At 65.8% G+C, this 24,749-nt stretch carries 24 protein-coding genes; 11 read left to right on the top strand and 13 right to left on the bottom strand.

Annotated features, from left to right (window positions below):
• Positions 1-39: 39 nt before the first annotated feature.
• Both fabI and gpt read left to right on the top strand, forming a co-directional pair.
• Positions 40-858 carry an enoyl-ACP reductase FabI gene (gene fabI / locus GSH16_RS11965; protein ID WP_160855415.1) on the top strand — a complete coding sequence of 273 codons (819 nt, stop codon included), beginning with the start codon at positions 40-42 and terminating at the stop codon, positions 856-858.
• Positions 858-1,373, top strand: a complete 516-nt coding sequence (gene gpt, locus GSH16_RS11960; protein ID WP_160855413.1) for a xanthine phosphoribosyltransferase — start codon at positions 858-860, stop codon at positions 1,371-1,373. The genes fabI and gpt overlap by 1 nt, the downstream gene beginning before the upstream one ends.
• Before the next feature lie 72 nt (positions 1,374-1,445).
• Here the strand turns inward: gpt and GSH16_RS11955 are convergent, their stop codons facing one another.
• The 5 genes from GSH16_RS11955 to GSH16_RS11935 all read right to left on the bottom strand — a co-directional run bounded on the left by GSH16_RS11955 (position 1,446) and on the right by GSH16_RS11935 (position 8,064).
• On the bottom strand, positions 1,446-2,825 hold the full coding sequence (locus tag GSH16_RS11955; protein WP_160855411.1) for a TRAP transporter large permease: 1,380 nt from the start codon (positions 2,823-2,825) through the stop codon (positions 1,446-1,448).
• A gap of 3 nt (positions 2,826-2,828) precedes the next feature.
• Positions 2,829-3,518 (bottom strand): TRAP transporter small permease, encoded by a 690-nt coding sequence (locus GSH16_RS11950; protein WP_160855409.1) that lies wholly within the window; start codon positions 3,516-3,518, stop codon positions 2,829-2,831.
• Between the two features lie 87 nt (positions 3,519-3,605).
• A complete protein-coding gene (locus tag GSH16_RS11945) occupies positions 3,606-4,610 on the bottom strand; it encodes a DctP family TRAP transporter solute-binding subunit (RefSeq protein ID WP_160855407.1) in 1,005 nt (334 codons plus the stop codon).
• A gap of 260 nt (positions 4,611-4,870) precedes the next feature.
• Complete coding sequence (locus GSH16_RS11940; protein ID WP_160855405.1) at positions 4,871-6,169, bottom strand: sigma-54-dependent transcriptional regulator; 1,299 nt, start codon at positions 6,167-6,169, stop codon at positions 4,871-4,873.
• The gene (locus GSH16_RS11935; RefSeq protein ID WP_235913178.1) at positions 6,166-8,064 is read right to left on the bottom strand and encodes an ATP-binding protein; all 1,899 of its coding nucleotides are present in this window, start codon (positions 8,062-8,064) and stop codon (positions 6,166-6,168) included. Before GSH16_RS11935 ends, GSH16_RS11940 begins: the two co-directional genes overlap by 4 nt.
• 147 nt (positions 8,065-8,211) lie before the next feature.
• Here GSH16_RS11935 and GSH16_RS11930 point away from each other — a divergent pair, with 147 nt between their 5' ends.
• Together GSH16_RS11930 and GSH16_RS11925 are read left to right on the top strand one after the other, a co-directional pair.
• Positions 8,212-9,372, top strand: a complete 1,161-nt coding sequence (locus GSH16_RS11930) for a trans-sulfuration enzyme family protein (RefSeq protein WP_160855403.1) — start codon at positions 8,212-8,214, stop codon at positions 9,370-9,372.
• A complete protein-coding gene (locus GSH16_RS11925; protein WP_160855401.1) occupies positions 9,369-10,562 on the top strand; it encodes a cytochrome P450 in 1,194 nt (397 codons plus the stop codon). Before GSH16_RS11930 ends, GSH16_RS11925 begins: the two co-directional genes overlap by 4 nt.
• A gap of 12 nt (positions 10,563-10,574) precedes the next feature.
• On the opposite strand, the gene GSH16_RS11920 is transcribed toward GSH16_RS11925, so the two are convergent.
• Entirely contained in the window at positions 10,575-11,744 is a 1,170-nt protein-coding gene (locus GSH16_RS11920; RefSeq protein ID WP_160855399.1) for a M20 aminoacylase family protein, read from the bottom strand.
• Positions 11,745-11,865: 121 nt separating this feature from the next.
• On the opposite strand from GSH16_RS11920, the gene mazG reads away from it, so the two are divergent.
• The 4 genes from mazG (at position 11,866) to GSH16_RS11900 (ending at position 16,148) form a co-directional block, all read left to right on the top strand.
• On the top strand, positions 11,866-12,717 hold the full coding sequence (gene mazG / locus GSH16_RS11915; RefSeq protein ID WP_160855397.1) for a nucleoside triphosphate pyrophosphohydrolase: 852 nt from the start codon (positions 11,866-11,868) through the stop codon (positions 12,715-12,717).
• 138 nt (positions 12,718-12,855) lie between these two features.
• Positions 12,856-13,866, top strand: coding sequence for a Fe(3+) ABC transporter substrate-binding protein (locus GSH16_RS11910; protein WP_160855395.1), 1,011 nt, complete (start codon positions 12,856-12,858; stop codon positions 13,864-13,866).
• 257 nt (positions 13,867-14,123) lie between these two features.
• On the top strand, positions 14,124-15,398 hold the full coding sequence (gene eno, locus GSH16_RS11905; RefSeq protein WP_160855393.1) for a phosphopyruvate hydratase: 1,275 nt from the start codon (positions 14,124-14,126) through the stop codon (positions 15,396-15,398).
• A gap of 126 nt (positions 15,399-15,524) precedes the next feature.
• Positions 15,525-16,148 (top strand): thiamine phosphate synthase, encoded by a 624-nt coding sequence (locus tag GSH16_RS11900; protein WP_160855391.1) that lies wholly within the window; start codon positions 15,525-15,527, stop codon positions 16,146-16,148.
• Positions 16,149-16,154: 6 nt separating this feature from the next.
• On the opposite strand, the gene GSH16_RS11895 is transcribed toward GSH16_RS11900, so the two are convergent.
• The 3 genes from GSH16_RS11895 to GSH16_RS11885 form a co-directional block, all read right to left on the bottom strand.
• Positions 16,155-17,036 carry a lysophospholipid acyltransferase family protein gene (locus GSH16_RS11895; protein WP_160855389.1) on the bottom strand — a complete coding sequence of 294 codons (882 nt, stop codon included), beginning with the start codon at positions 17,034-17,036 and terminating at the stop codon, positions 16,155-16,157.
• Between the two features lie 3 nt (positions 17,037-17,039).
• Positions 17,040-17,810: a GNAT family N-acetyltransferase gene (locus tag GSH16_RS11890; protein ID WP_160855387.1), complete on the bottom strand. Its 771-nt coding sequence runs from the start codon at positions 17,808-17,810 to the stop codon at positions 17,040-17,042.
• Positions 17,811-17,971: 161 nt separating this feature from the next.
• On the bottom strand, positions 17,972-18,166 hold the full coding sequence (locus tag GSH16_RS11885; RefSeq protein WP_160855385.1) for a DUF3553 domain-containing protein: 195 nt from the start codon (positions 18,164-18,166) through the stop codon (positions 17,972-17,974).
• Positions 18,167-18,210: 44 nt separating this feature from the next.
• Between GSH16_RS11885 and GSH16_RS11880 the strand changes: the two genes are divergently transcribed.
• Positions 18,211-18,840, top strand: coding sequence for a histidine phosphotransferase family protein (locus GSH16_RS11880; RefSeq protein ID WP_160855383.1), 630 nt, complete (start codon positions 18,211-18,213; stop codon positions 18,838-18,840).
• Here GSH16_RS11880 and gmk read toward each other — a convergent pair.
• Positions 18,825-19,478 carry a guanylate kinase gene (gmk, locus tag GSH16_RS11875; protein ID WP_160855768.1) on the bottom strand — a complete coding sequence of 218 codons (654 nt, stop codon included), beginning with the start codon at positions 19,476-19,478 and terminating at the stop codon, positions 18,825-18,827. The genes GSH16_RS11880 and gmk overlap by 16 nt on opposite strands.
• 18 nt (positions 19,479-19,496) lie before the next feature.
• A complete protein-coding gene (locus tag GSH16_RS11870; protein WP_235913177.1) occupies positions 19,497-20,384 on the bottom strand; it encodes a YicC/YloC family endoribonuclease in 888 nt (295 codons plus the stop codon).
• Between the two features lie 107 nt (positions 20,385-20,491).
• Between GSH16_RS11870 and GSH16_RS11865 the strand changes: the two genes are divergently transcribed.
• Entirely contained in the window at positions 20,492-21,175 is a 684-nt protein-coding gene (locus GSH16_RS11865; RefSeq protein WP_160855381.1) for a PAS domain-containing protein, read from the top strand.
• A gap of 7 nt (positions 21,176-21,182) precedes the next feature.
• On the opposite strand, the gene serB is transcribed toward GSH16_RS11865, so the two are convergent.
• Both serB and GSH16_RS11855 read right to left on the bottom strand, forming a co-directional pair.
• Positions 21,183-22,058 carry a phosphoserine phosphatase SerB gene (serB, locus tag GSH16_RS11860; RefSeq protein ID WP_160855379.1) on the bottom strand — a complete coding sequence of 292 codons (876 nt, stop codon included), beginning with the start codon at positions 22,056-22,058 and terminating at the stop codon, positions 21,183-21,185.
• Between the two features lie 81 nt (positions 22,059-22,139).
• Positions 22,140-23,510, bottom strand: a complete 1,371-nt coding sequence (locus GSH16_RS11855) for a class II 3-deoxy-7-phosphoheptulonate synthase (protein ID WP_160855377.1) — start codon at positions 23,508-23,510, stop codon at positions 22,140-22,142.
• A 192-nt stretch (positions 23,511-23,702) separates the two neighbouring features.
• On the opposite strand from GSH16_RS11855, the gene GSH16_RS11850 reads away from it, so the two are divergent.
• A complete protein-coding gene (locus tag GSH16_RS11850; protein WP_235913176.1) occupies positions 23,703-24,680 on the top strand; it encodes a GlxA family transcriptional regulator in 978 nt (325 codons plus the stop codon).
• The last annotated feature ends 69 nt before the right edge of the window (positions 24,681-24,749 follow it).

Below are 24,749 nucleotides of genomic sequence, written 5' to 3'. Positions count from 1 at the left end.
ATCCACATATAAAGACGCCAATCAAGGGATCGAGGGGCCATGACAGCAGGTTTACTCAAGGGAAAGCGGGGCCTGATCATGGGCGTCGCGAACGACAAGTCCATTGCCTGGGGCATCGCGCAGGCCTGCCATGAACAGGGCGCGGAACTGGCCTTCACCTATCAGGGCGAGGCGCTCGGCAAACGGGTGATGCCGCTGGCCGCGCAGGTCGGTTCCGATCTGGTCATCGAATGCGACGTGACCGATGGCGCCTCCATCGATGCGACCTTCGAGACGCTCGGCAAGAGCTGGGCTACGTTCGATTTCATCGTCCACGCGATCGGCTTTTCCGACAAGAACGAGCTGCGCGGCCGCTATCTCGACACGTCGGCGGAGAATTTCGAGCTGACGATGAACGTGTCGGTCTTTTCCTTCACCGCCGTCCTGCAGCGGGCGGAGAAATTCATGCCCGACGGCGGCGCCGCGCTCACCATGACCTATTACGGCGCCGAGAAGGTCATGCCGCATTATAACGTCATGGGCATCGCCAAGTCGGCGCTTGAGACATCGGTGAAATATCTGGCGATGGACCTCGGGCCGAAAAACATCCGCGTCAACGCGCTCTCGGCCGGGCCGATCAAGACGCTTGCCGCATCGGGCATCGGCGATTTCCGCTACATCATGAAGTGGAACGAGCTCAATTCGCCGCTGCGCCGCAACGTCACCCAGATTGAAGTCGGCAAATCGGCCATGTATCTGATCTCGGATCTCTCCTCGGGCGTGACCGGCGAATGCCATCACGTGGACGCCGGCTATCACGTCGTCGGCATGAAGGCCGAGGATGCGCCGGATATCGACGTGGTGACAGGACGCAAGTGATGGGCACGACCAAGGACAGCCGCCTTCCGCACGAAAAAGGGTTCCACATCTCCTGGGACCAGATCCACCGCGACAGCCGCGCGCTTGCATGGCGGCTTGACGGGCAAGGGCCGGACAATGGCGACTGGAAGGCCGTCGTCGCGATCACCCGCGGGGGCATGGCGCCCGCGATGATCGTCGCGCGCGAGCTCGACATCCGCACGGTCGACACGATCTCGGTCAAATCCTACGACCATCAGAACCAGTCGGATGCGGTGGTGCTGAAATCGCCGGACCGGGAGATTTGCGGTGACGGCACCGGCGTGCTGATCGTCGATGATCTCGTGGATAGCGGCAAGACACTGGAACTGGTGCGCGAGTTGTTCCCCAAGGCCCATTTCGCCACCGTCTACGCCAAGCCCAAGGGCCGCCCGATGGTGGACACGTTCATCACCGAAGTGAGCCAGGATACGTGGATCTTCTTCCCGTGGGACATGGCGCTGCAATATGTCGAGCCCTATCGCGGCACCGACTGACCCGACCAGAAACGCGAACATAAAAAAGCCCGCCAACCGGCGGGCTTTTCTTTTGACCTGTCGCGCTGCGGCCTATTTCACGATCACTTCCGGCCCCATGAAATAGGTCGGCAGGAAGGTGGAGAGCCACGGAATGTAGGTCACCATGATCAGGAAGATGAAGAGGATGCCGAGCCACGGCAGCGCGGCGCGGACAACCCGCATCATCGGCATCCCGGCCACACCGGAGGTGACGAAGAGGTTCAGGCCGACCGGCGGCGTGATCATCCCGATCTCCATGTTGACCACCATGATGATCCCGAGGTGGATCGGATCGATGCCCAGCTCGATCGCGATCGGGAAGACAAGCGGCGCCACGATCACGATCAGCCCCGACGGTTCCATGAACTGGCCGCCGATGAGCAGGATCACGTTGACGATGATCAGGAAGACCACCGGTCCGAAACCGGCCTCCAGCATAGAGCCAGCGATCTGCTGCGGGATCTGCTCGTCGGTCAGCACATGTTTCAGGATCAGCGCGTTGGCGATAATGAAGAGGAGCGTGATGGTCAGCTTGCCCGCTTCGAAAAGCGTGTCCCGCGTGTCGCGGTGCCAGAAAGCGGTCACGATCGCATAGGGCTTCTTGTAGAGCGGCTCGGGAGCGGCCCCTTCGGAGCGGGCCGCCAGCGGGCCCATGTCGCGATAGACGAAGGTCGCGATGAAGAAGGCATAGATCGCGGCCACGGCCGCAGCCTCGGTCGGGGTGAAGATCCCGCCATAGATGCCGCCGAGGATGATGACGATCAGGAACAGGCCCCAACCCGCATCGCGGGCGGAGGCGAAGATCTCGCCCCAGCCGAGCCAGTCGCCCTTGGGCAGGTTGCGCACGACGGCCGTCGCATAGATGGCCAACATCAGCATCACGCCGGCCAGAAGGCCCGGAATGACACCGGCGAGGAACATCCGTCCGACCGACACGTCCGTGGCCGCCGCATAGACGACCATCACGATGGACGGCGGGATCAGGATGCCGAGCGTGCCGGCATTACAGATCACGCCGGCGGCAAAATCCTTCGAATAGCCCACCTGCCGCATCCCGGCGATGACGATGGACCCGATCGCCACAACGGTCGCGGGTGACGAACCGGACAGGGCGGCGAAGAGCATGCAGGCAAAGACGCCCGCAATCGCCAGACCGCCCGGGAAATGACCGACACAGGCGATCGAGAAGCGGATGATGCGCTTGGCCACACCGCCCGTCGACATGAAGCTCGACGCCAGGATGAAGAAGGGAATGGCAAGCAGCGTGTAATGGCCCGCCATTGCCTGGAACAGCGTCTGCGCGATGGAGGCGAGCGACGTGTCCGACAGGACCAGCAGGAACATGATGGAGGACAGGCCCAGCGCCACGGCAATGGGCACACCGATCAGCAGGAGGCCGATAACGGAAGCGAAAAGGACGACAATTTCCATGGATCAGGCCTCGGATTCGAGTTTCGCGGCCGCATCGCGGACGTCATCTTCGGCTTCGTGGCTGACGATCAGGCTGTCCGCCTTGCCCTGCCAGATGCGCACGAAGGCCTGCACGAAGCGGAACAGCAGAAGCGCCATGCCGACCGGCAGGATGGTGTAGGGAATGAAGCGGGGCAGCTTCTCGTAGGCGTCGCCCTCGTTGAGCCACCCTTCGAAGAACCGCAGGATCGACGGCATCGGGATGTCGTTCGTCTCGTACCAGGCTTTGCCGAGGAATTTCTCCTGGAAGCCTGTGGGGAACCAGCGGCCGGTGGTCTGCGGCAGGTTCACGAAATTCGCCCAATAGTCCCAGCTGCCTTTCAGCAGGAGCGCCGCATAGGCGATGCACAGGATCGCCGCGACCAGCGCCACGATCTTGCGCGGCCCGGCGGGCAGAAGGTTGGTGACCGCGTCAACGCCCAGATGCGCGGTGATCTTGACGCAGTAGCTCACCCCGAAGAGCACCAGCCAGGCGAACAGGAAGGCCGTGGCTTCCAGCCCCCAGATCAGCCCGGTGTTGAACCCGTAGCGCAAGACGACATTGATGAAGGTGATGATGGTCATCAGGCCGAGCAGCACCGCGATCGCGGTTTCCTCGAACTCGTTGACGAACCGTCCCAGGGGCGTTTCCGCCTCATAGTGATGAGCCGACATCGGTCCGCTCCTCCCGCTTTGTTGGTCTTGTGAAACGGCCCCGACGAAGCGGGGCCGTTTCGGTGGTCTATGTCACCCGTGAGGGGATCAGGAACCGGAGTTGAACTGCTGGGCGGCAGCGATGTTTTCCGCGCCCACGTCACCCTCGAACTGGTCCCAGACGGGCTTCATCGCCTCGACCCATGCCGCGCGCTGCTCGTCGTCGAGCGTGCGCACCACACCACCGGCGTCGATGATCGCCTGCTTGGCTTCCTCGTTCACCTTGGTGGATTCGGAGTTCCGCGCTTCGGTCACCTCGTCGATGATCGTCAGAAGCTGGGTGCGGACATCTTCCGGCAGGCCGTCGATCCACTCGCTCGAGGTCACGAGCAGATAGTCGATGATGCCGTGGTTGGTTTCGGTGATACCGTCCTGAACCTCGAAGAACTTCTGGCCGTAAATGTTGGACCAGGTGTTTTCCTGTCCGTCGACAACGCCGGTCTGCAGGGCGCCATAGACCTCGGAGAAGGCCATCGGCTGCGGCGAACCGCCAATGGCGGCCATCTGTGCCTTCAGCACGTCGGACGCCTGAACACGGAACTTCAGACCGTCAGCATCGGTCGGCAGGATGAGCGGCTTGTTGGCCGACATCTGCTTCATGCCATTGTGCCAGAAGGCGAGGCCGAGCAGGCCGCGCTTGACCATGCTTTCCTTCATCGCCTGGCCGGTGTCGGAGTTTTGGAACGCGTCGACCGCGTTGATATCCTTGAACATGAACGGCAGGTCGAAGATGCGGAACTGCTTGGTGAACTTCTCGAACTTGGACAGGGACGGTGCAGCCAGCTGCACATCGCCCTGAAGCATCGCTTCGAGCACCTGGTCATCATTGTAGAGCGTGGAGTTCGGGAAGACCTCCATGCAGGCCTTGCCGTTCATCTCTTCGTTGACGCGGCTTTCCAGAAGCGAGGCAGCGATGCCTTTCGGATGCTTGTCGGTGTTGGTGACGTGCGCGAACTTGATGACAATCTCGCCATCATCGCATGCCGCGGCTGCAATACCCGGTGCAGACACAGCCAGAACAGCCGCAACTGCGGCGCTGGTGAAATAACGCATGATACCCTCCCAATTGGTTGCAGAATTGCCGGGTGGGGGCCCGGCCCGCACTTACAGAAGCACCAAGCCGCCGCCCGATCAACAGAGTCGGTCGCGATTCCGTGAAATTTTCAAAAATTTCTTACTTTCAGTGCCTTGCCGTACTGGTTTGACATGGTGCCTGAAAGAATTCTGCTGAATTCGTGGGCATTCCGCACAGGCGCGGGCGGTCTTTGTGCGGCTACCCGCACAGTCACCGCGCAATCTATGATGACCTAGGGTCAACCGCCCCGCTGGCGGAACCTGTCCAGCTGGATGCCGAGCCGCTTGACCTTGTCATAGAAGGTCTTGCGCGGCAGTTGCAGCTCGGCGCAGGCCGCGCTGACCTGCCCCCCGTGCCGTGCCAGCGCCTCCTCGATCAAGGCGCGTTCCACCAGATCGAGCCGGTCGGACAGGCCGCGCGTGCCTTCCTGCGCCCCGCTCGGATCAAGCCCGACGACGAACCGGTCGGCGCGGTTGCGCAGCTCGCGCACGTTGCCCGGCCAGTCATGCGACAGGAGCGGCGCCACATGGTCGGCGCTGAGCGGCGGCGCGTCGAAAGCGGTGCGGCGGGCCGCTTCCTCCACGAAGGCGCGGAAGAGCGGCGCGATATCCTCCGGCCGGTCGGCGAGCCGTGGCAGTTCCACCCGCACCACGTCGAGCCGGTAGAGCAGATCGGCACGGAAACGGCCGTCGGCCACCAGCGCCTGCAAATCCTCATGCGTGGCGGAGATCACCCGCAGGTCGAGCCGCTGGGGCCGCCCGTCGCGATCCGTGACCTGCCGTTCCTCGAGCACGTGCAGCAGCGCCACCTGCTGGTCGAGCGGCATGGCGCCCACCTCGTCGAGAAACAATGTCCCGCCATCGGCCCGCAGGAAAGCCCCCGGGCCTGCATCCGAGCCAAAGAGCGTGCGGCGCACCATGTCCGCGGTCAGAAGACCGCAATTGACGGCGACAAAGGGCTGGTTCGGCCGGGCCAGCTGGTGGATCACCCGCGCGGCCAGATCCTTGCCGGTGCCGGTCGCCCCGGTGATGAGCACATCCGCCCCGCTTGCCGCCACCCGGCGGCAGGCGTCGCGCAATGCAGCCATCTGCGGCGAGGCACCAAGGATCAGGCGCTCGGCCGCATCACCAGCCGCAAGCCGGGCCTTCAGGGCGCGGTTCTCCAGCGTCAGCCGCCGCGCCGTGTTGGCACGGGTGACGACATCGACGAGCCGCCGTGGCGGACAGGGTTTTTCGAGGAAATCATAAGCCCCGTCTGCCATCGCGCGCACCGCCATTGGAATGTCGCCCTCTCCCGTCAGCAGGATGACCGGCAGGTCAGGGTCGGTGGAGGTGGCGCGTGCCAGCAACTCGAATCCGTCCTTGCCGGGCATCCGGACATCGGTCACCACGCAACCCGCGAAATCGCGCGACAGATGATCGACCGCTTCGATGAAGCTGCCTGCCCGGGTGACGTCGAATCCGGCCAGATCGAGCGTCTGCCCCAGTGCATCGCGCACCGGCTTCTCATCATCGACCAGCAGCACCGCCCCGCTCATGCTGCGACACTCCGGTCCACGGGCGTCAGGATCACCCGGAAGAGCGCGCCGCCGCCTTCCACATTCTCGCCGCGAATGTCGCCGCCGAAGCTCTGGACAATGCCGTAGGAGATCGACAGGCCAAGGCCCATCCCCTCCCCGCCCGGTGCGGATTTCGTTGTGTAGAACGGCTCGAAGATCCGGTCCGCATCCTGCAAGCCGGGCCCGCTGTCGCGCACCTGCAACTCTGTCCTGTCGGCAAATGTCTCGATGCGGATGTGGATCGTGCGCTTCGCCTGCCCGCGCATCGCATCGGCGGCGTTGGTGAGCAGATTGAGCACCACCTGCTGCAAGCGGACCCCGCCGCCATGCACAAGCACGTCACCCGCAGGCGGCATCCAGTCGACGGCAACGCCCTCTTTGTCGAACCGCGGCCGGACGAGCGCCAGCGCATCATCGACGACCCCGTTCAACACCACCACTGTCGCGGGCTCGCCTTCCTTGCGGGAAAAGGCCCGCAGGTTGCGGATGATCCGCGCCATCCGGTCGGACAGTTGCACGATGAGCGAGAGATTCTCACGCACCTCGGCGGTGCGGTCGCGCGCCATCAGAATCTCGGCATTTTCCGCATAGGAATGGATCGCCGCGAGCGGCTGGTTCAATTCGTGGCTGATGCCCGCTGACAGTTGCCCGAGCGCCGCAAGCTTGCCCGCCTGCACCAGATCGGCCTGCGCGCGGCGCAGCGCATCCTCGGCGGCCTTCCGGTCGGCCACCTCCTGCCGCAGCACGTCGTTGGTGCGCACAAGCTCCGACGTCCGGTCCGCCACCCGGCGCTCCAGTTCCGCATTGGCGCGTTCCTCGGTCTCCAGCCGGACGGAGAGCGCGCGGCGGCGCTCCCATAGCGCGAGCATCGCCAGCGCCAGCATGCCCATGAGTGCCGCGGCCAGCCCGCCCCAGAGCCACGCCTGCACGGTGGCCGGCCGCGTGTCGATCAGGATGCGCCCCCGCATCGCGATAAGCGGCAAAGGCTGTTCCAGATGGAGCGCCTGCTGCGGCAGGTCGGCCGCCGCCGGCGCGTCGATCCGCCAGAGTTCGTGCCCGAACCGCACCGATGTGCTGATCTCGAACCAGGGTTTCAGCGCCGTCACCGGATATTGCTGGAGCCGCGCGACGGGTGCGCGCACCGCGCTCAGATCACCATCGACACGCAAGAGGAGCGGATCACGGTTGGCGAGGAACACCACCCCGTTGACGTCGGTAAAGAAAAGGATGCCCGGATCGCCGCGCCACTCCGATTCCAGGGCCTCGAGGTCGACCTTGACCATCACCGCACCGGCCGGCGTGCCGCGCGCATCGCGCACGGGCGCGGAGAAAAAGAAGCCGCGTTCCGCATCCGCGCCGGGCTGGGCATGGTAATAGCCCAGCGCCCCCGTCATCGCACGGCGGAAATCGGGCTGGTTGGCGAGGTTGCGCGGGCGTGTCCCCGATGCGGTTGCAAGGCTGGACCCGGCGCGCACCTGCCCCGCGGCATCCACCAGCCAGATTTCGAGCGCGCCGGTCAGGTCGGCGACGCTTTCCAGCACGCGGCTGGCTTCCGCCGCGCGGTCGGTGCCGGGCGCGCCCCGCGCCTCGGCCAGCAGGAGCGGATGGTCCGCCAGCAGCACTGGAAGCTCGCGGAACCGTTCGAGCTGCCGCACCAGCCGATCGGAGGCCAGCGTCAGGCTCGCCCGCCCGCTCTGCGCCAGATCGTCCAGACCGAGCTTCCACGCCCAGAGCCCGGCACCGCTCGCCACGGCGCCGGTCACACTGACGAAAAGCAGGATCAGGATCAGGCGGCGGATCATCGGGGCGGCTCGGACGGTCTGTTTGGTGCAATCGGAGGCGCCAAGTGTCGGCAGAGCATCGCGCGCGGTCAAGCGCTATCAATATTCGCACCGGCGGCACCGCCTTGCACCATCGCAACCGCCCTTGCACCGCCGCGCGCGCCGGTCCACTCTCCGCCCCGAACGCAACCGGCCAAGCGCCGCGTGCCGCTGACCCGAACCCGCAATCCGGACCCACGCATGACCGATCATCGCCCGAACCGCCGCCCTTCCGCCGAAACCCGCGCCGCGCAGGCGCTCCGGATGATCGACCCGCAGACGGGCGCCGTCGTTCCGGGCATCGAACCGGCGACCACCTTTGCCCGCGACGCGGATTACGAACCCCGGCAATCCTATATCTACGCCCGCGATGGCGGCCCGACGGTGGAACGCGCACAAGCCCTGATCGCGAGCCTCGAAGAGGCCGAGGAGACGCTTCTTTTTGCGTCCGGCATGGCCGCGCTCGTCGCCCTGATCGAAACGGTGCCGGCAGGGGCGCATGTGGTCGCGCCGCGGATCATGTATCACGGCGGGCTCAATTGGCTTGTCCGCCAGCAGGAGAAGGGCCGCCTGCGGGTGAGTTTCTTCGATCAGGCAGACCCGGACGATCTGGCCCGCCAGATCGAACCGGGCGCGACCGACCTTGTCTGGATCGAGACCCCGACCAACCCGAACTGGGACGTGACCGACATTCGCGCGGCGGCCGAGGCGGCCCATGCGGCCGGCGCCCGTCTCGCCGCTGATTGCACGGCGGCCCCGCCCTGCACCACGCGAGCGCTCGACCTTGGCGCGGATTATGCCTTCCATTCGGCGACCAAATATCTGGGCGGCCATTCGGACCTGACGGCGGGCGTCATCTCCTGCCGCGCCGTTGATGCACGATGGGAGGAACTGGTGACGGTCCGCAACCTCTCGGGCAGCGTGATCGCGGCCTTCGAGGCCTGGCTCCTCATCCGCGGCATCCGCACGCTCTATGTGCGGTTCCGGCAGGCATCGGAAAACGCGCTGGCCTTCGCCCGCCATTTCGAAGCGCATCCGGAAGTGGAAGCCGTCCTCTATCCCGGCCTCGAAAGCCATCCCGGCCATGCCATTGCACGCGCGCAGATGACCGGCGGCTTCGGCGGCATGCTGTCGCTGATGGTGCACGGCTCTGCCGACCGCGCAAAAGACGTGGCGCGCTTCTGCACCTGCTTCTTCCCCGCAACCTCACTTGGCGGCGTCGAAAGCCTGATCGAACATCGCAAGGCGGTCGAGGGGCCGAACTCGGTCGTGCCCGACAGGCTCTTGCGGCTCTCCATCGGAATCGAGGACGTGGCCGACCTGATTGCCGACATGGAACAGGCGCTGGACCGCAGCGCATGAGCCTGCCGGACTTTTCCCAACCCACGCGCGATCCGGCTTTCGTGCAGGACCCCTATCCGGCCTATGACCGGCTCCGCGCGCTGGGGCCGCTGGCCCGCTGGGTGGAACTCGACCTGCCCTGTGCGGCCGGCTTCGACACGGTCAATGCGCTCTTGCGCGACCGGCGTTTCGGCCGCGAGATGCCCGCCGATCTGGCGGAGCCGGTGCCCGAACGGCTCGCGCCCTTCTATGCGGTCGATGCGCTCTCGATGCTGGAGCGCGAACCGCCCGAACATACCCGCCTGCGCAGGCTGGTGACGCGGGCCTTCACGCCGCGCCGGATCGAAGCGCTCGCGCCCTTCATCGCGGCGCGCGCCCACGAGCTTGTCGATGCCTTTCCCGACGGTCCGTTCGACCTCCTGCCCGCCTTCGCGACGCAGATCCCGATCGATGTCATCACAACCCTGCTCGGCGTCCCGGGCGACCGGTCGGCCGACCTGCTCGCATGGTCGCATGCGATGGTGAAGATGTACCAGCCCGACCGCAGCCGCGCGGAGGAGGATGCGGCCGTGACCGCCACGCTGGATTTCGTGGCCTATCTGGAAGCACTGATCGCGGACCGCCGCGCGGCGCCGGGCGATGACCTTCTGTCGGAACTGATCGCGGCGGAGGCCGAAGGCGACCGGCTGAGTGCGGAGGAACTGACGTCCACCTGCATCCTGCTTTTGAATGCCGGGCATGAGGCCACGGTCCATGCGATCGGCAATGCGGTTGCGGGGATCCTGTCGCGGGGCGATGCGCCGGGCCGGCTCTTCGCCACGCCCGAGGCGACCGCCGCGACGGTTGAGGAAACGCTGCGGCATGACCCGCCGCTGCATCTCTTCACCCGCATCGCGCTGGGCGATATCGAGGTCGAGGGACACAGGTTCGCGCGGGGCGACAGGGTTGGACTGTTGCTTGGCGCCGCCAATCGCGACCCGGCCCGCTGGACAGATCCGGCGCAGTTCGAGCCCTCGCGCCATGCGACGGGACAGCTTGCCTTCGGGGCCGGGCTGCATTTCTGCATCGGGGCGCCACTGGCGCGGCTCGAACTGGCCACGGCGCTGCCGATCCTTTTCGCGCGCTGCCCCGACCTCCGCCTCGCCGCGCCGCCAACCTATGCCGACAGTTGGCATTTCCATGGGCTGACTGCCCTGACAGTCACCCGCTGAACGCCGGCCATGTCACGGGCGCGGCGGCTGGGCCATCTCGACCAGACGGGCAAAATAGGACGCGCCCGTCGGGATGATCTCGTCGTTGAAATCATAGTTCGGGTGATGCAGGCCCGCGCTGTCCCCCTGACCGAGGAATACATAGGCGCCGGGGCGCTCCTGCAGCATGTAGGAAAAATCCTCCGCGCCCATTTCCGGCATCCGTTCGGTATCCACCGCCGCAGCACCAGCCACATCGCGCGCCACATCGGCCGCGAACCCGGCGGCACGGATCTCGTTCGCCGTCACCGGATAACCGCGGTCGAATGTCACGTCGGCGGTGACGCCGAGCGCCGACGCGATGCCCGTTGCAATCTCCTTGATGCGGGTTTCCGCAAGACTGCGCACCGTCTCATCGAGCGAGCGCACCGTGCCGCCGAGCCAGGCCGAATGCGGGATCACATTGTCTGTGGTGCCGGCGTGGATCTGGGTGACGGAAACAACAAGCGCCTGCATCGGATCGGCATTGCGCGACACGATGGTCTGGAGCGCCTGCGCAATCTGCGCCGCCGCGATGATCGGATCCGCGGTTTCATGCGGAAAAGCCGCGTGGCCCCCGCGCCCTTCAAGCGAAATCTCGAAAATATCCGCCGCCGCCATGATCGGGCCGGGGCGTAGGGCGAAACTGCCCTCAACCTGACCGGGCATGTTGTGGATCGCATAGACCTGTTCGATGCCGAACCGGTCCATCAGCCCGTCATCGACCATGGCCTTCGCGCCCGCGCCGCCTTCTTCCGCCGGCTGGAAAATGAGCGCAACCCGACCCGAGAACCGCCGCGTCTCGGCCAGATAGCGGGCGGCACCCAGCAGCATTGTTGTGTGCCCGTCATGGCCGCAGGCATGCATCAGGCCCGGCTTGGTGGATTTGTAAGGCAGGTCGCGGGCTTCCTCGATCGGCAGCGCATCCATGTCGGCCCGCAACCCGATGGTCGGCCCCTCGCCGCCTTCACCTTCGATCACGGCCACGACGCCGGTGCGCCCGATCCCCTCGACCAGTTCATCGACGCCCATTGCGCGCAGCTTGTCGGCCACGAATGCGGCGGTCTCCACCGTGTCATATTGCAACTCGGGATGGGCATGGAGGTGGCGCCGCCATTCGGTCAGCTCGGACTGGAAATCGGCGATGCGGTTGATGACGGGCATAGGCTCACTCCTTGAAATCTCGGGCCACTAGATGCCTGCGGGCCGGGAAGGTCAATGGCACATCGGCAGACCTGATTGCAGGGTCTTCCGGCCGCGCGGCCTTCCGCCTAGACTGCGCCGCATGAGCGACAAAGACACGCGCCACGCCCCGCCGCCCGACGATGCCCTGCCCCCGATGGAGCGGCTGATCGAGATCATGGGCCGCCTGCGCGACCCCGACACGGGCTGCCCGTGGGATATCGAACAGGATTTCGCCTCCATCGCGCCCTACACGATCGAGGAAGCCTATGAGGTGGCGGACGCGATCGGGCGCGGCGCGATGGATGATCTGCGCGACGAGTTGGGCGATCTTTTGTTGCAGGTCGTCTACCACACGCAGATGAGCGCCGAGGCCGGACTGTTCACCTTCGACGATGTGGCGCGCGGCATCGGGGCCAAGATGGTCCGCCGCCACCCCCATGTGTTCGGCGACGAGAGCCGCGACAAGACGGCGGACGACCAGACCCGCGACTGGGAACGGATCAAGGCGGCGGAACGGGCCGCCCGTGGTCCATCGGATGCCCCGACGCGTGTGCTGGGCGATGTGGCCGTGACGCTGCCTGCGCTCACCCGTGCGGTGAAGCTCCAGAAGCGCGCGGCCCGCGTCGGCTTCGACTGGCCCGATATCGGACAGGTGGTCGACAAGATCGCCGAGGAAGCCGCCGAACTGGCCGATGAACAGGGCAGCGGCGACCGTGACCGGATCGAGGAGGAATATGGCGACCTTCTGTTTGTCGTCGCCAATCTCGCACGGCATCTCGACCTTGACCCGGAAGCCGCCCTGCGCCGCGCCAATGCGAAATTCGAGTCGCGATTCGCCTATATCGAGGACCGGCTCGCCGAACAGGGCCGCCGCCCCGACCAGTCGGATCTGGCGGAAATGGACGCGCTCTGGGACGCGGCAAAGGCTGCGGCCAAAGCCGCCAAAAGCTAGGGAAACACGGGTTTGGCAAGCTCTGCCTAAAATCTGACCAAAAAGCTCAAAATTTTTCCCTATCTTTTTGATCGACTATTGACCCGACAAAATTGCTTGGGTATCTCCGGCGTCAATGAACACGCAACGGAGACATCCATGTCCTTTCTCAAGATGACCCCTTTCCTCGCCGCCGCCGTGAGCCTCGGCCTGCCCGCCATGGCCGACGAGGTGAACATCTATTCCTATCGCCAGCCCGAACTGATCCAGCCGCTGCTCGACAAGTTCACCGAGGAGACGGGGATCGAGACCAACGTCGTGTTCCTCGACAAGGGGCTCGTGGAACGGCTTCAGGCCGAGGGCAAGCGCTCCCCCGCCGACCTGATCCTGACGGTCGACATCTCGCGCCTGAACGGCGCGGTCGAGGCCGGCGTGACCCAGCCCGTCCAGTCCGATGTGCTGGAGGCCAACATCCCCGCCGAGTTCCGCGACCCGGACGGCCAGTGGTTCGGCCTGACGAGCCGCGCGCGCGTCATCTATGCCTCCAAGGACCGGGTGGCCGATGGTGAGGTGACCACCTACGAGGATCTGGCCGACCCGAAATGGAAAGGCCGCATCTGCACCCGCTCCGGCACCCATGCCTATAACGTGGCGCTCGTCTCCGCGATGATCGCCCATCACGGGCTGGAAGAGACCGAGACCTGGCTGGAGGGCGTGAAATCCAACCTCGCCCGCAAACCGCAGGGCAATGACCGGGCGCAGGTGAAAGCGATCTGGGCGGCCGAATGCGACATCTCGATCGGCAACACCTATTACATGGGCAAAATGCTGGAAGACGAAGAGCAGAAAGCCTGGGCCGACAGTGTGCGGATCGTCTTCCCGACCTTCGAAAATGGCGGCGCGCATGTGAACCTCTCGGGTGTCGCGATGACCCAGTCCGCGCCGAACCGCGAGAATGCGCTGAAGCTGATGGAATGGCTCTCTTCGGCCGAAGGCCAGCAGCTCTATGCCGAACTGAACTATGAATATCCGGTCCTGCCGGGTGTCGAAGCCTCCGAGATCGTTGCCGGCTGGGGCAGCTTCACGCCCGACGATGTCGCGCTGATCGACCTGGCCAAGCTGCGCCCCGACGCGCTGAAAGCCGTCGAGCGGGTCAATTTCGACGAGTGACCACCGCTTATCCCGCCCGCCGCCGTTCCCCGGCGCGGAACGGACAGGAAGGGGCAGCCTGCGGGCTGCCCCTTTTGCGTGCGCCGTCACGCACCTTGTCTCCCCCGATCCGCCCCCGCCCGCCCCCGCGGGCTGCCGCCACGTCACCGCGCCGTTTCCTTCCGCCGCAACCCGCGTTATGACAGGGGCGAATCCGACCCGCGGTCCCGCGACAGGGCCGCAGCCAGACGCAACAGATCCTCAAAGGAGACGCGCAGATGAGCGCCATTCTCGACATCACGGCCCGTGAAATTCTCGACAGCCGCGGCAATCCCACGGTCGAAGTAGATGTGACCCTCGAAGATGGGTCGCTGGGCCGTGCGGCCGTTCCGTCTGGTGCCTCCACCGGCGCGCACGAGGCCGTGGAACTGCGCGACGGCGACAAGAGCCGCTATGGCGGCAAGGGCGTGCTCGACGCTGTTGCCGCCGTGAATGGCGAGATTTTCCAGGAACTTGCCGGCGCCGACGCCACCGACCAGATCGGCATCGATGGCACCATGATCGAACTGGACGGGACACCCAACAAGGGCCGCCTCGGCGCCAATGCGATCCTCGGCGTGTCGCTCGCCTGCGCCAAGGCCGCGGCCGATCATCTGGGCCTGCCGCTCTACCGCTACGTGGGTGGTACTTCCGCGCGCACCCTGCCCGTCCCGATGATGAACATCATCAATGGCGGCGAACATGCGGACAACCCGATCGACATCCAGGAATTCATGATCATGCCGGTCGCCGCAGAGACGATGCGCGACGCGGTGCGGATGGGCTCCGAAGTGTTCCACACGCTGAAAAAGGAACTGTCGGCCGCCGGGCACAATACCGGCATCGGCGACGAGGGCGGCTTCGCACCCGGCCTGTCCTCCACCCGCGATGCGCTCGATTTCATCCTGAAATCCATCGAGAAGGCCGGCTACAAACCGGGTGAGGAAATCTACCTCGCCCTCGACTGCGCGGCGACGGAATATTACCGCGACGGCGCCTACGACATGAAGGGCGAAGGCAAGAAACTCTCCGCCGAAGAGAATGCCGACTATCTGGCCGCCCTCGTCGACGCCTATCCGATCATCTCGATCGAGGATGGCATGGCCGAGGATGACTGGGACGGCTGGAAGCTCCTGACCGACAAGATCGGGGACCGCTGCCAGCTGGTCGGCGACGACCTGTTCGTCACCAACACCGAGCGGCTCGCACGCGGGATCGACGCGGGCACCGGCAACTCGCTTCTGGTCAAGGTGAACCAGATCGGGTCGCTGACCGAGACGCTGGCTGCGGTCGACATGGCGCATCGCGCGGGCTTCACCGCCGTCATGTCCCACCGCTCCGGAGAGACCGAGGACGCGACCATCGCCGACCTCGCCGTCGCCACCAATTGCGGGCAGATCAAGACCGGCTCACTGGCGCGGTCCGACCGGCTGGCGAAATACAACCAGCTGATCCGGATCGAGGAAGAACTGGGTGTCACCGGCCTCTATGCCGGCCGCTCGATCCTGCGCTGATCCGCCACGAATACCGGTCCGGCTGCCCCCTGCGGCCGGACCGCACCGGTGCCCGCCGCGCGGTCAAACCGGTTGCACAGGCCCGCCGCCCGGCGATAGAAGGCGGGAAACCGAAAGGATGCCCGCATGGCCGACCAGGACCGCGCCCAGATCTATCTCGCCACGCCCCGCCACCCCGAACTGTCGACCCTGCCCGGCCAGCTTGCCGGCCTGCTCGACCGGTTCGAGATCGCCTGTATCCGCGTCATCCCCGATTCCGCGGACGAGGACCGGATCTGCCGCCTGACCGACGCGGTGCGCGAGGTGGCCCATGCACGCGACGTGGCGGTGGTGCTGGATGAACATTTCCGTCTGGTCGACCGGCTGGGGATCGACGGGGTGCATCTGGTGGATGCGGCGCGGCAGGTGCGCGACGTGCGAAAACTGCTCGGGCCGGACGCCGTTGTCGGCAGCTATTGCGGCGCGTCGCGCCACGCCGGCATGACCGCGGCGGAGATCGGCGCGGACTATGTCGCGCTCGGCCCCGTCACGGCATCGGCCGCACTCGGCGACGGCAAGACCGCCGACCCCGACCTGTTCCAATGGTGGTCTGAAATGATCGAAACGCCGGTTGTGGCCGAAGGCGGGCTGGGCCTCGATGCGGTGCGCAGCGTGGCACCCTTTGCCGATTTCCTCTGCCTTCAGGATGAAGTCTGGAGCGCGGACAACCCCGCGGATGCGCTCGCCGCCATCATCGACGCACTCGGCTGACCCTGCTCAGCCGCTGCCCGACGGCAGCGCATTGCCGTCGATCACCTCGCCCGCATCCATCTGCCCGTCCTTCAGCGCGTCCAGTCCGTCGCGCACCACCGTTTCGCAATAGCGGGCCAGCAGCTTGCGGTCGGCATAATCGGCCGAGCGCACCGGCGGATGGAACTGCACCGTGACCCGCCCGCCGCGCGAACGGCCCAGCATGGTCAGCATATGGGCGCCAAAGGACATGTCGCCCCACCAGCCATAGAAGCGCGGGTCGCGCCCTGCGGCGGGGCGGTAGCGGATCGTCACCGGCTGGACCCAGACCTCGGCACTCAGCGCCGGGTCGCGGAAGGTGGCAAAGAGCGTCGATTTGAACGGGATCACCTGCTGCCCGTCGGTGCTCGTGCCTTCGGGGAAGAAACACAGGTCATGGCCCGCGCGGATATGGTCGCGCAGGATCTCGGTCTGGGCGCGGCTCTGGCTCGCGCGGCGCTCGATGAAGATCGTGCCCGCGATCCGGCCGATCAGCCCGATGAGCGGCCATTTGCGAACCTCGGCTTTCGACACGAAGGTCACACGGCCGGCCGCATGCATCGCAAAAATATCGATCCAGGACGTATGGTTGGCCACGATGGCGCCGCCATGCGGCATCTGCCGGCCCTGCCGGTCGAGCCGCAGCCCGCACATCCAGAGCCCCACCCGCCCCCAGCCCTGCCGCGCAGGCCCGGTCAGCGCGTCCGACAGGCGCGGAGCGACGCGAACCAGAAGCCGCCCGATCAGGAACGGCCAGATCAGGATTGCGGTGCCGATGAGAAACCCGAGCGCGCGCACGGTCACGCGCAGCCACTGCGCCGCTCCTTGCGCGCCGGGAAGGTCGATGGGATTGTCGCTGTGCCAGACCATCGCTCAGTCCCGGCTGTAGAAGTCGCGATATTTCGCGACCATCCGTTCGGTGTCCATCAGCAGGCAGACATCGATCGTGTTGAACCCGTGGTCGACATAGGCCCCCTCGCCGACGAAGCCGCCGAGCCGCAGATAGGCCTTGATGAGCGCCGGCGTCGCGCGCATCGCGCGGCCCGCATTGACCTGCGCCGCGGGCATCAGGTTCATGTCGATCCCGTGGTCGGGCTGGGCGCGCACCCTGATGTCGGGCGGCGCCAGATGGGCATGGTGCAGGTGCGACAGGGCCTCGGCCAGCGGAGCAGGATCGGTGCCGGGAAAACTCGCCGTGCCGAACATGACCTCGATCCCGTGATCGCGCACATAGCGCGACACGCCGTTCCACAGGAGCAGCATGGCGGATCCGGCCCGGAATTCCTGCGCCACGCAGGACCGGCCCAGTTCCACCGTTTCGCGGTCCAGTTCCAGAAGCGGCGTCAGGTCAAACTCCCCGGCGCCGTAGAAACCCGGACCGGCCTTGGCCACCGCGCCGCGCAAGAGCCTATAGACGCCGATCACACGGGCCGGGTCGTCTTCCGCCGCCGCGCGGTCGATCAGCAGCAGATGGTCGAAATAGGGGTCGAACCGGTCGCGCTCGATCTTCAGCGCCGCATCTTCGGGCGGGACGGTTGCGCCCATCTCCTCGACAAAGACGCGATAGCGCAGATGCTGAGCCGCGCGGACCTCCTCGTCCGTCGTGGCAAGCCGCACGTCGAAACGGCTCAGATCCATCTTCATTGCGTCACCAGCCCTTATGTTCATGGCGCATATGCCGGTCCCTCCGGCAGGCGGCGCACCCTAGTGCGAAAGCCCCGCGGAGGCAACATGGGCGCCGGGTCGCGCTGCCGGCACCCGCAATCGTCCGAAAATAAAGGGATTGTCAACGATCCGGACCCTATTCAAGACTGGCCGGGAGTGTCGCGCTGCGCGAAGTGAAGCTGGAGGTCGACCTGCGTTCCGTCCAACACGACTTTTCCCGCATGTTCGAAATTGACCGTGATCCGGTTGTCGATGACGGATTGCACCTGCCCGATCCCCCAGTCAGGCGCGTCGGGGTGGCGCACCAGCATGCCCGGTTCAAGAATGCTGTTCATGGCCTGCCTCCTTGCCCGGTGGCAGCCACCCGGAGGGCCCGCCAATGGACGATATCGATCTGATCACCCGCGTCGCGTCGCGGATCTGCCATGACCTGATAAGCCCGATCGGCGCGATCGGCAACGGGCTGGAACTGATGGCGGTCAATCCACGCACCGCCACGCCGGAGGCCGAACTGGTGTCCGACGCGGCCGAGGCCGCCCGCGCGTCGCTCGTCTTCTTCCGTCTTGCCTTCGGACGGCCGGCCAAGACGGGCCAGATGAAGCCCGAACAGCTGGAGACCATGTTCCGGCAGAAATTCCCCAACCTGACCCTGCAGGTGATCCTCAACACCGGGGTGGAGGGGCTGTCGCGCCGCAACGCACAGATGCTGGCCCTGATGCTGCTCTGCTGTGAGGGCGCGTTGCGCGGCGGCGGTCAGGTGACGCTGTCAGGCGGCGCGGGACATCTGCGCGCCCATGCGAGCGCGCCAGCGGTGAAGCTCCAGGATGTGGGCTGGGCGCTGCTGGACGGAAAACCGCTGCCCGACACGGCGGAGACGCCGCCCGGGGTCCAGTTCGAGCTTCTGTCCATGCTGGCCGCCCGGTCGGGTTGCACCCTCAGTCTGGAACAGAGCGACAGTGCGGTGGACCTGCGGATCGCCCCGCGGGACGGGAGTTATTCCGGACTCTGAGGGGTGCGGGCGGCAAATTCCGCGTCGAGCGCCTTCACGAAGCCGACAAGACCCGGCCGCCGCACCCGGCGCAGGCGCTCGGCCTGCAGGATGGCTGTCAGGTCAGCCTCGCACCGGTCCAGATCGTCATTGATCAGCACATAGTCATATTCCGACCAGCGGCTGATTTCGTCCATCGACTGGCGCATCCGGCCTTCGATCACCTCGGCACTGTCTTGCCCGCGCGCCACGAGCCGCCGCTCCAGTTCTCCGATGGAGGGCGGCAGGATGAAGATCGACACGACATTGTCGCGCAGGTCGGAATTGCGGATCTGCTGCCCGCCCTGCCAGTCCACGTCGAAGAGCACATCGCGCCCCTGCCCGATCGCCGCCTCGACCGGTGCGCGGGGGGAGCCGTAATAGTTGCCGAACACTTCGGCATATTCGAGCATTCCGCCACCAGCGATCAGGCTCTCGAACTCGCCGCGTGTCTTGAAATAGTAATGCGTCCCGTCTTCTTCCCCCGCCCGCGGTGCGCGCGTGGTGGCGGAGACGGAGAATTTCATCTGCGGGTTGCGGTCCAGCAGGCGGCGCGACAGGCTCGACTTTCCCGCGCCCGAGGGCGAGGACAGGATGACCATCAATCCGGTCGAGCGGATGGCGTCGGATGTCATGTTTCACTCCACATTCTGGACCTGTTCGCGCATCTGATCGACCACGACCTTCAGGTCAAGGCCGATCGCCGTCAGGGTCGAATCCTGCGCCTTGGCGCAGAGCGTGTTGGCCTCCCGGTTGAACTCCTGCATCAGGAAATCGAGTTTCCGACCGACAGGTCCGTCGGCGGACAGCAGATCGCGGGCCGCGCGCACATGGGCATTCAGGCGGTCGATCTCCTCGGTGACATCGGCCTTGATCGCCACGGTCGCCAGTTCCTGCGCGAACCGGTCCTCGTCGATCCGGTCGGTGCTCTCGATCAGGGCCGCGAGCCGCGCGCGCATCACCTGCCCCGTGCGGGCATTGCGCGCCTCGGCACTTTCAGCGGCGGCCGTAACCAGTCGCTCGACCTCTGACAGGGCACGGTCGAGCACGGCGGCGATCTCGACACCTTCGGCGGCGCGGGCGCGGGCCAGATCATCGAGCGCCGCGTCGAAATCGGCCAGCGCGGCGGATTGCCAGTCGCTGCCGGGCGGCACATCGCGGGTCACCATCCCTTCAAGTGCGAGCAAGCCCGCACTGGTGCTTGGCGCCAGCGGCAGCCCCATGGCCCCGGCACGATCCTCCAGATCCGATGCCGCAGCAAGGAGCGCTTCGGCCAGATCCGTGTCCAGCCGCACGCCGCCCGCACCCGCTTCCAACCGTGTGCGCAGCGCGATCTGCACCGCACCGCGCTTCAGCTGCGCGCCGACACGTTTGCGCAGCTCGGGCTCCAGCCCCTCCGCCCCGTCGGGCAGCCGCAGACGCAAATCCAGCCCCTTGGAATTGACGCTGCGCAGGTCCCAGGTCCAGCCGACCTGATCCGCCGCCCCGCGGCGCGTTGCAAATCCCGTCATCGAGCTGACTGTCATCCCGGCCTCTTGTTTCGAACTACAGAAAATTTGTGTCAATTTCTTCGGCTTGCGGTAGCATTGCATCCGAACCCTAAAGGCTGCGCACAAGAACCGAAACCCAAACCATGTCCACGTCGCCGCGTTTCAAACAGTTGCTGGACCATTGGAACGGTCTGCGTGCGCCCGGACGCCTGCCGCGGCGCTCGGAGATCGATCCGAACGATTTTGCGCGCGACCTGCCGGACATTCTCATCATCGAGCGGGTGCGGGCCGACGACTTGCGGATCCGCGTTGCGGGCACCCGCCTGACGCTGCTCGCGGGACTGGAATTGCGCGCCATGCCGGCCGAGGTCCTCTTTGCACCTCGTGACCGGACCCGGTTCCGCGAATTGTGCAACACCGCCGTCGGCCATCCGGCGCTGGTCGATCTGACCCTGCGGATGATCGATCGCGACGACCGGCTGTCGACCCTGCCGGGGCTGGTGCTGCCGCTGGAGGATGATGACGGGCATCGGCGGCAATTGCTCTTCTGCCTCGGGCTCGACGATGTGGCGGTGCAGCCGCCGGTCAGTTTCGCGCTGGCCGACAGCAGCCTGGACCTATTGCGCGGGTTCGAGCGCCTGCCGCTGCCGGGCTTCGACCGGGCGCGGCCCGGCGGCCTGTCGGAACCGTCCGGCCAGTTCACCCCCGCGCCGCGGCTCGTGTCCCAGTCCGATGTGGCACCCGCCCCGCGCGACGGCGATGCCGCGCGCCGGCGCGGACATCTGCGGCTCGTTGGCGGGCCGGACAGCGAACCCGAGAGCGACTGAACGCCCGTCAGCCTGCGACCCAGTCCGCCTGCACGATCCCCTGCAACATCAAAAGAGCGGTCAGGTCCGAGCGGTCGAGACGCACATCCGCGGCGTCCGCCAGCGCGGGCTTGGCACGGTATGCGACCCCGAGACCCGCCGCCTCGACCATTGAGAGGTCATTGGCCCCATCGCCGACCGCGATCACGGCGTCCGGCGTGAAACCGCCATTCCCGCAAATCTCGCGAAGCGTATCGAGTTTGGCCTGACGCCCGAGCACCGGCAGCCCGACCTTGCCGGTGAGCCGGTCCCCCTCGACCTCCAGCCGGTTGGCGCGGTTGAGCGCAAAACCCGCCGCAGCCGCGACACGTTCGGTGAAGAAGGTGAACCCGCCCGAGACCAGCGCCGTCCGGGCACCGCGGGCCGCCATCGTCTTCACCAACACCGCCGCGCCGGGATTGAGCGTGACGCGCTCGTCATAGCAGGTCTGGAGCGCTGCGACCGGCAACCCTTCGAGGAGTGCCACGCGGGCATGGATCGCCCCCTCGAAATCCAGTTCGCCCTGCATCGCCCGCTCGGTGATCTCCGCCACTTGCGGTTTCACGCCGGCATAATCGGCCAGTTCGTCGATACATTCGACCGGGATCATGGTGCTGTCCATATCCGCGATCAGGAGCTTTTTCGCGCGCCCCGCCGCAGGCACGCAATTCAGGTCGACACCAAGCTCCGCTCCAAGGCCGGCAAGCCGGCCTGCATCGAGCGGCGCATCAAGCGGCAGGTCAGCGCCCATCGGCGCGAGCCGCCGCCATTCAGCCCCCGCCAGACCGAGCGCGTCGGCCGCTGTGGCGAGCGTTGCATCTGCCACCGGCTTGTCAGCGGTCAGCACCAGAAATTGGGTCGGCATGGTCTCGGATCCTGTTGGTTTCTTCCGTCACAACGAAAAACGCCCGGCCACTGGGACCGGGCGTCTGTTCAAGGCGTCCGCTCAGACGGCGGCGCGTTGCTGCTCCACCCGCTGGTGCAGTTCCTCGGCCACGAGGAAGGCCAGTTCCAGCGACTGGGCGGCGTTCAGCCGCGGATCGCAGGCCGTGTGATAGCGGTCGGACAGGTCCTCGTCGGTCACGGCGCGCAGGCCGCCGGTGCATTCGGTCACGTCCTTGCCGGTCATCTCGAAATGCACGCCGCCCGGGATCGTGCCCTCGGCCGTGTGCACATCGAAGAATTCCCGCACCTCGCGCAGCACGCTGTCGAAGGGCCGGGTCTTGTATCCGGTGGAGGATTTGATCGTGTTGCCATGCATCGGATCGCAGGACCAGACGACCTTGCGGCCCTCGGCCTGAACCTTGCGGATGAGTTTCGGCAGGTGGTCGCCCACAGACCCCGCGCCGAAACGCGCGATCAGCGTCAGCCGGCCCGCAATATTGTCGGGGTTCAGCTTGTCGATCAGCGTGATCAGCTCGTCCGCATCGAGACTCGGGCCGCATTTCAGGCCGATCGGGTTCTGGACGCCACGGGCGAATTCGACATGGGCGCCGTCGGGCTGGCGGGTGCGGTCGCCGATCCAGATCATGTGGCCGGAGCCGGCAACCGGCAGGCCGGAGGTGCTGTCGATCCGGCAGAGCGCTTCTTCATATTCGAGAAGCAGCGCCTCGTGGCTGGTGTAGAAATCGACCCGGTGTAGCGCATCCACGCTTTCGCCGGTCACGCCGGCGGCGCGCATGAATTCCAGCGATTCCGAAATCCGATTGGCCAGCGCGTCATATTTCTCGTAGCCGTCCGCATCCTGCGTGAAGCCGAGGGTCCAGCTGTGCACGCGTTCGATATCGGCAAAGCCGCCCTGACTGAAAGCGCGCAGCAGGTTGAGCGAGGCCGCAGCCTGCGTGTAGGCCTGCAGCATCCGGTCCGGATCAGGGATGCGGCTCTCGGCGGTGAAGTCGAGATCGTTGATGATGTCGCCGCGGTAGCTCGGCAGTTCCACGCCGTTCACCGTTTCGGTCGGGGCCGAGCGCGGTTTGGCGAACTGGCCGGCCATCCGGCCGATCTTCACCACCGGGCATTTTGCGCCGAAGGTCAGCACGACGGCCATCTGCAACATCACTTTCAGCGTGTCGCGGATGCTGTCGGCATTGAATTCGGAGAAGCTCTCGGCGCAGTCGCCGCCCTGCAGCAGGAAGGCGCGGCCCTCGGCCACCTCACCAAGTTGGCGGGTAAGCTTGCGGGCCTCGCCCGCAAAGACCAGCGGCGGATAGGAGGCAAGCCGGGCCTCCACGGCCTTCAGCGCGTCTGTATCCGGATACTCGGGCATCTGAATACGCGGCTTGTTGCGCCAATCAGATTTTGTCCAAGTTGCTGCCATTGGTCGACACTCCCGTCGTTCTGCCATTGAAACCGCGCCTGTATAGGCGATGCAGGCAGGCGTGACCAGTCCCTGCGGGACGCGCCGCCGATCTGCCGCAGGACTGCGGCCCGGCTGCGCCATTTGGCCTTGACCCGGCCACGGGCGGCACCCAACATGACCGGGCAGACCCAAGCGGAAAGATGGTCGCCCATGACCAGCACGGATACCCCCGAAACTCAGACCTTCATCTTCCTGCTTCTGCAGGATTTTTCGCTGATCGCATTTGCCAGCGCGATCGAGCCGTTGCGGCTCGCAAACCTCATGTCGGGCCAGCCGCTCTATGACTGGAAACTGGCGGCCGAAGGCGGGGAACAGGTCTCCTGCTCCAATGGCACTTCGGTGTCGGTCTCGATGGGGCTGGAGGAACTGACCCGCCATCCCACGATCCTTGTCTGCGGCGGTCAGGGCATCAAGACGGCAACCACCAAACCGGTCATCGCCTGGCTGCGGCGGGAGGCCCGTCGCGGGCTTGCCGTTGGCGGGCTTTGCACCGCTGCCTACACGCTGGCGCGGGCCGGTCTCCTCGACGGGCGGACCTGCACCATCCATTGGGAGAACCGCGACAGTTTTCTGGAGGAGTTCCCCGATTGCGATCTGGCGCATTCGGTCTTCACCATCGACCGCAACCGCTACACCTGTGCGGGCGGCGCGGCCTCGACCGACCTGATGCTGACGCTGATTGCCCGCGATCACGGGCAGGATCTGGCCAACCAGGTCGCCGACCAGATGATCTATTCCACCATCCGCACCGACCGCGACGAGCAGCGCCTGTCGATCCCCACCCGGATCGGCGTGCGCAATCCGAAGCTCGCGAGCGTGGTGCAAATGATGGAAAACAGCATCGAGGAACCGGTCTCTCCGGCCGTGTTCGCTGCCGAGGTCGGCCTGTCCACACGGCAGTTGGAGCGGCTGTTCCGCCGTTACCTGAACCGCTCGCCGAAACGCTACTACATGGAATTGCGGCTCCAGAAGGCGCGCAACCTGCTGATGCAGACCGACATGTCGGTGATCAACGTGGCGCTGGCCTGCGGTTTCGCCTCGCCCTCGCATTTCTCCAAATGCTACCGGGCGCATTTCGACACGACGCCCTATCGCGAGCGGGGCATCCACCTGCCGCAAAAGGCCTGACGGGCCTTCGGCAGGGCTGGACCTGACGCGGCAGCGCGGGCATAACTGACCGAACGTTCAGTTCCTTGA

The organism is Oceanomicrobium pacificus, assembly GCF_009833495.1.
Classification (GTDB): domain Bacteria; phylum Pseudomonadota; class Alphaproteobacteria; order Rhodobacterales; family Rhodobacteraceae; genus Oceanomicrobium; species Oceanomicrobium pacificus.
Note: the sequence above shows the minus strand (reverse complement) of the source record. Positions and strands in the feature narration are given on the sequence as shown.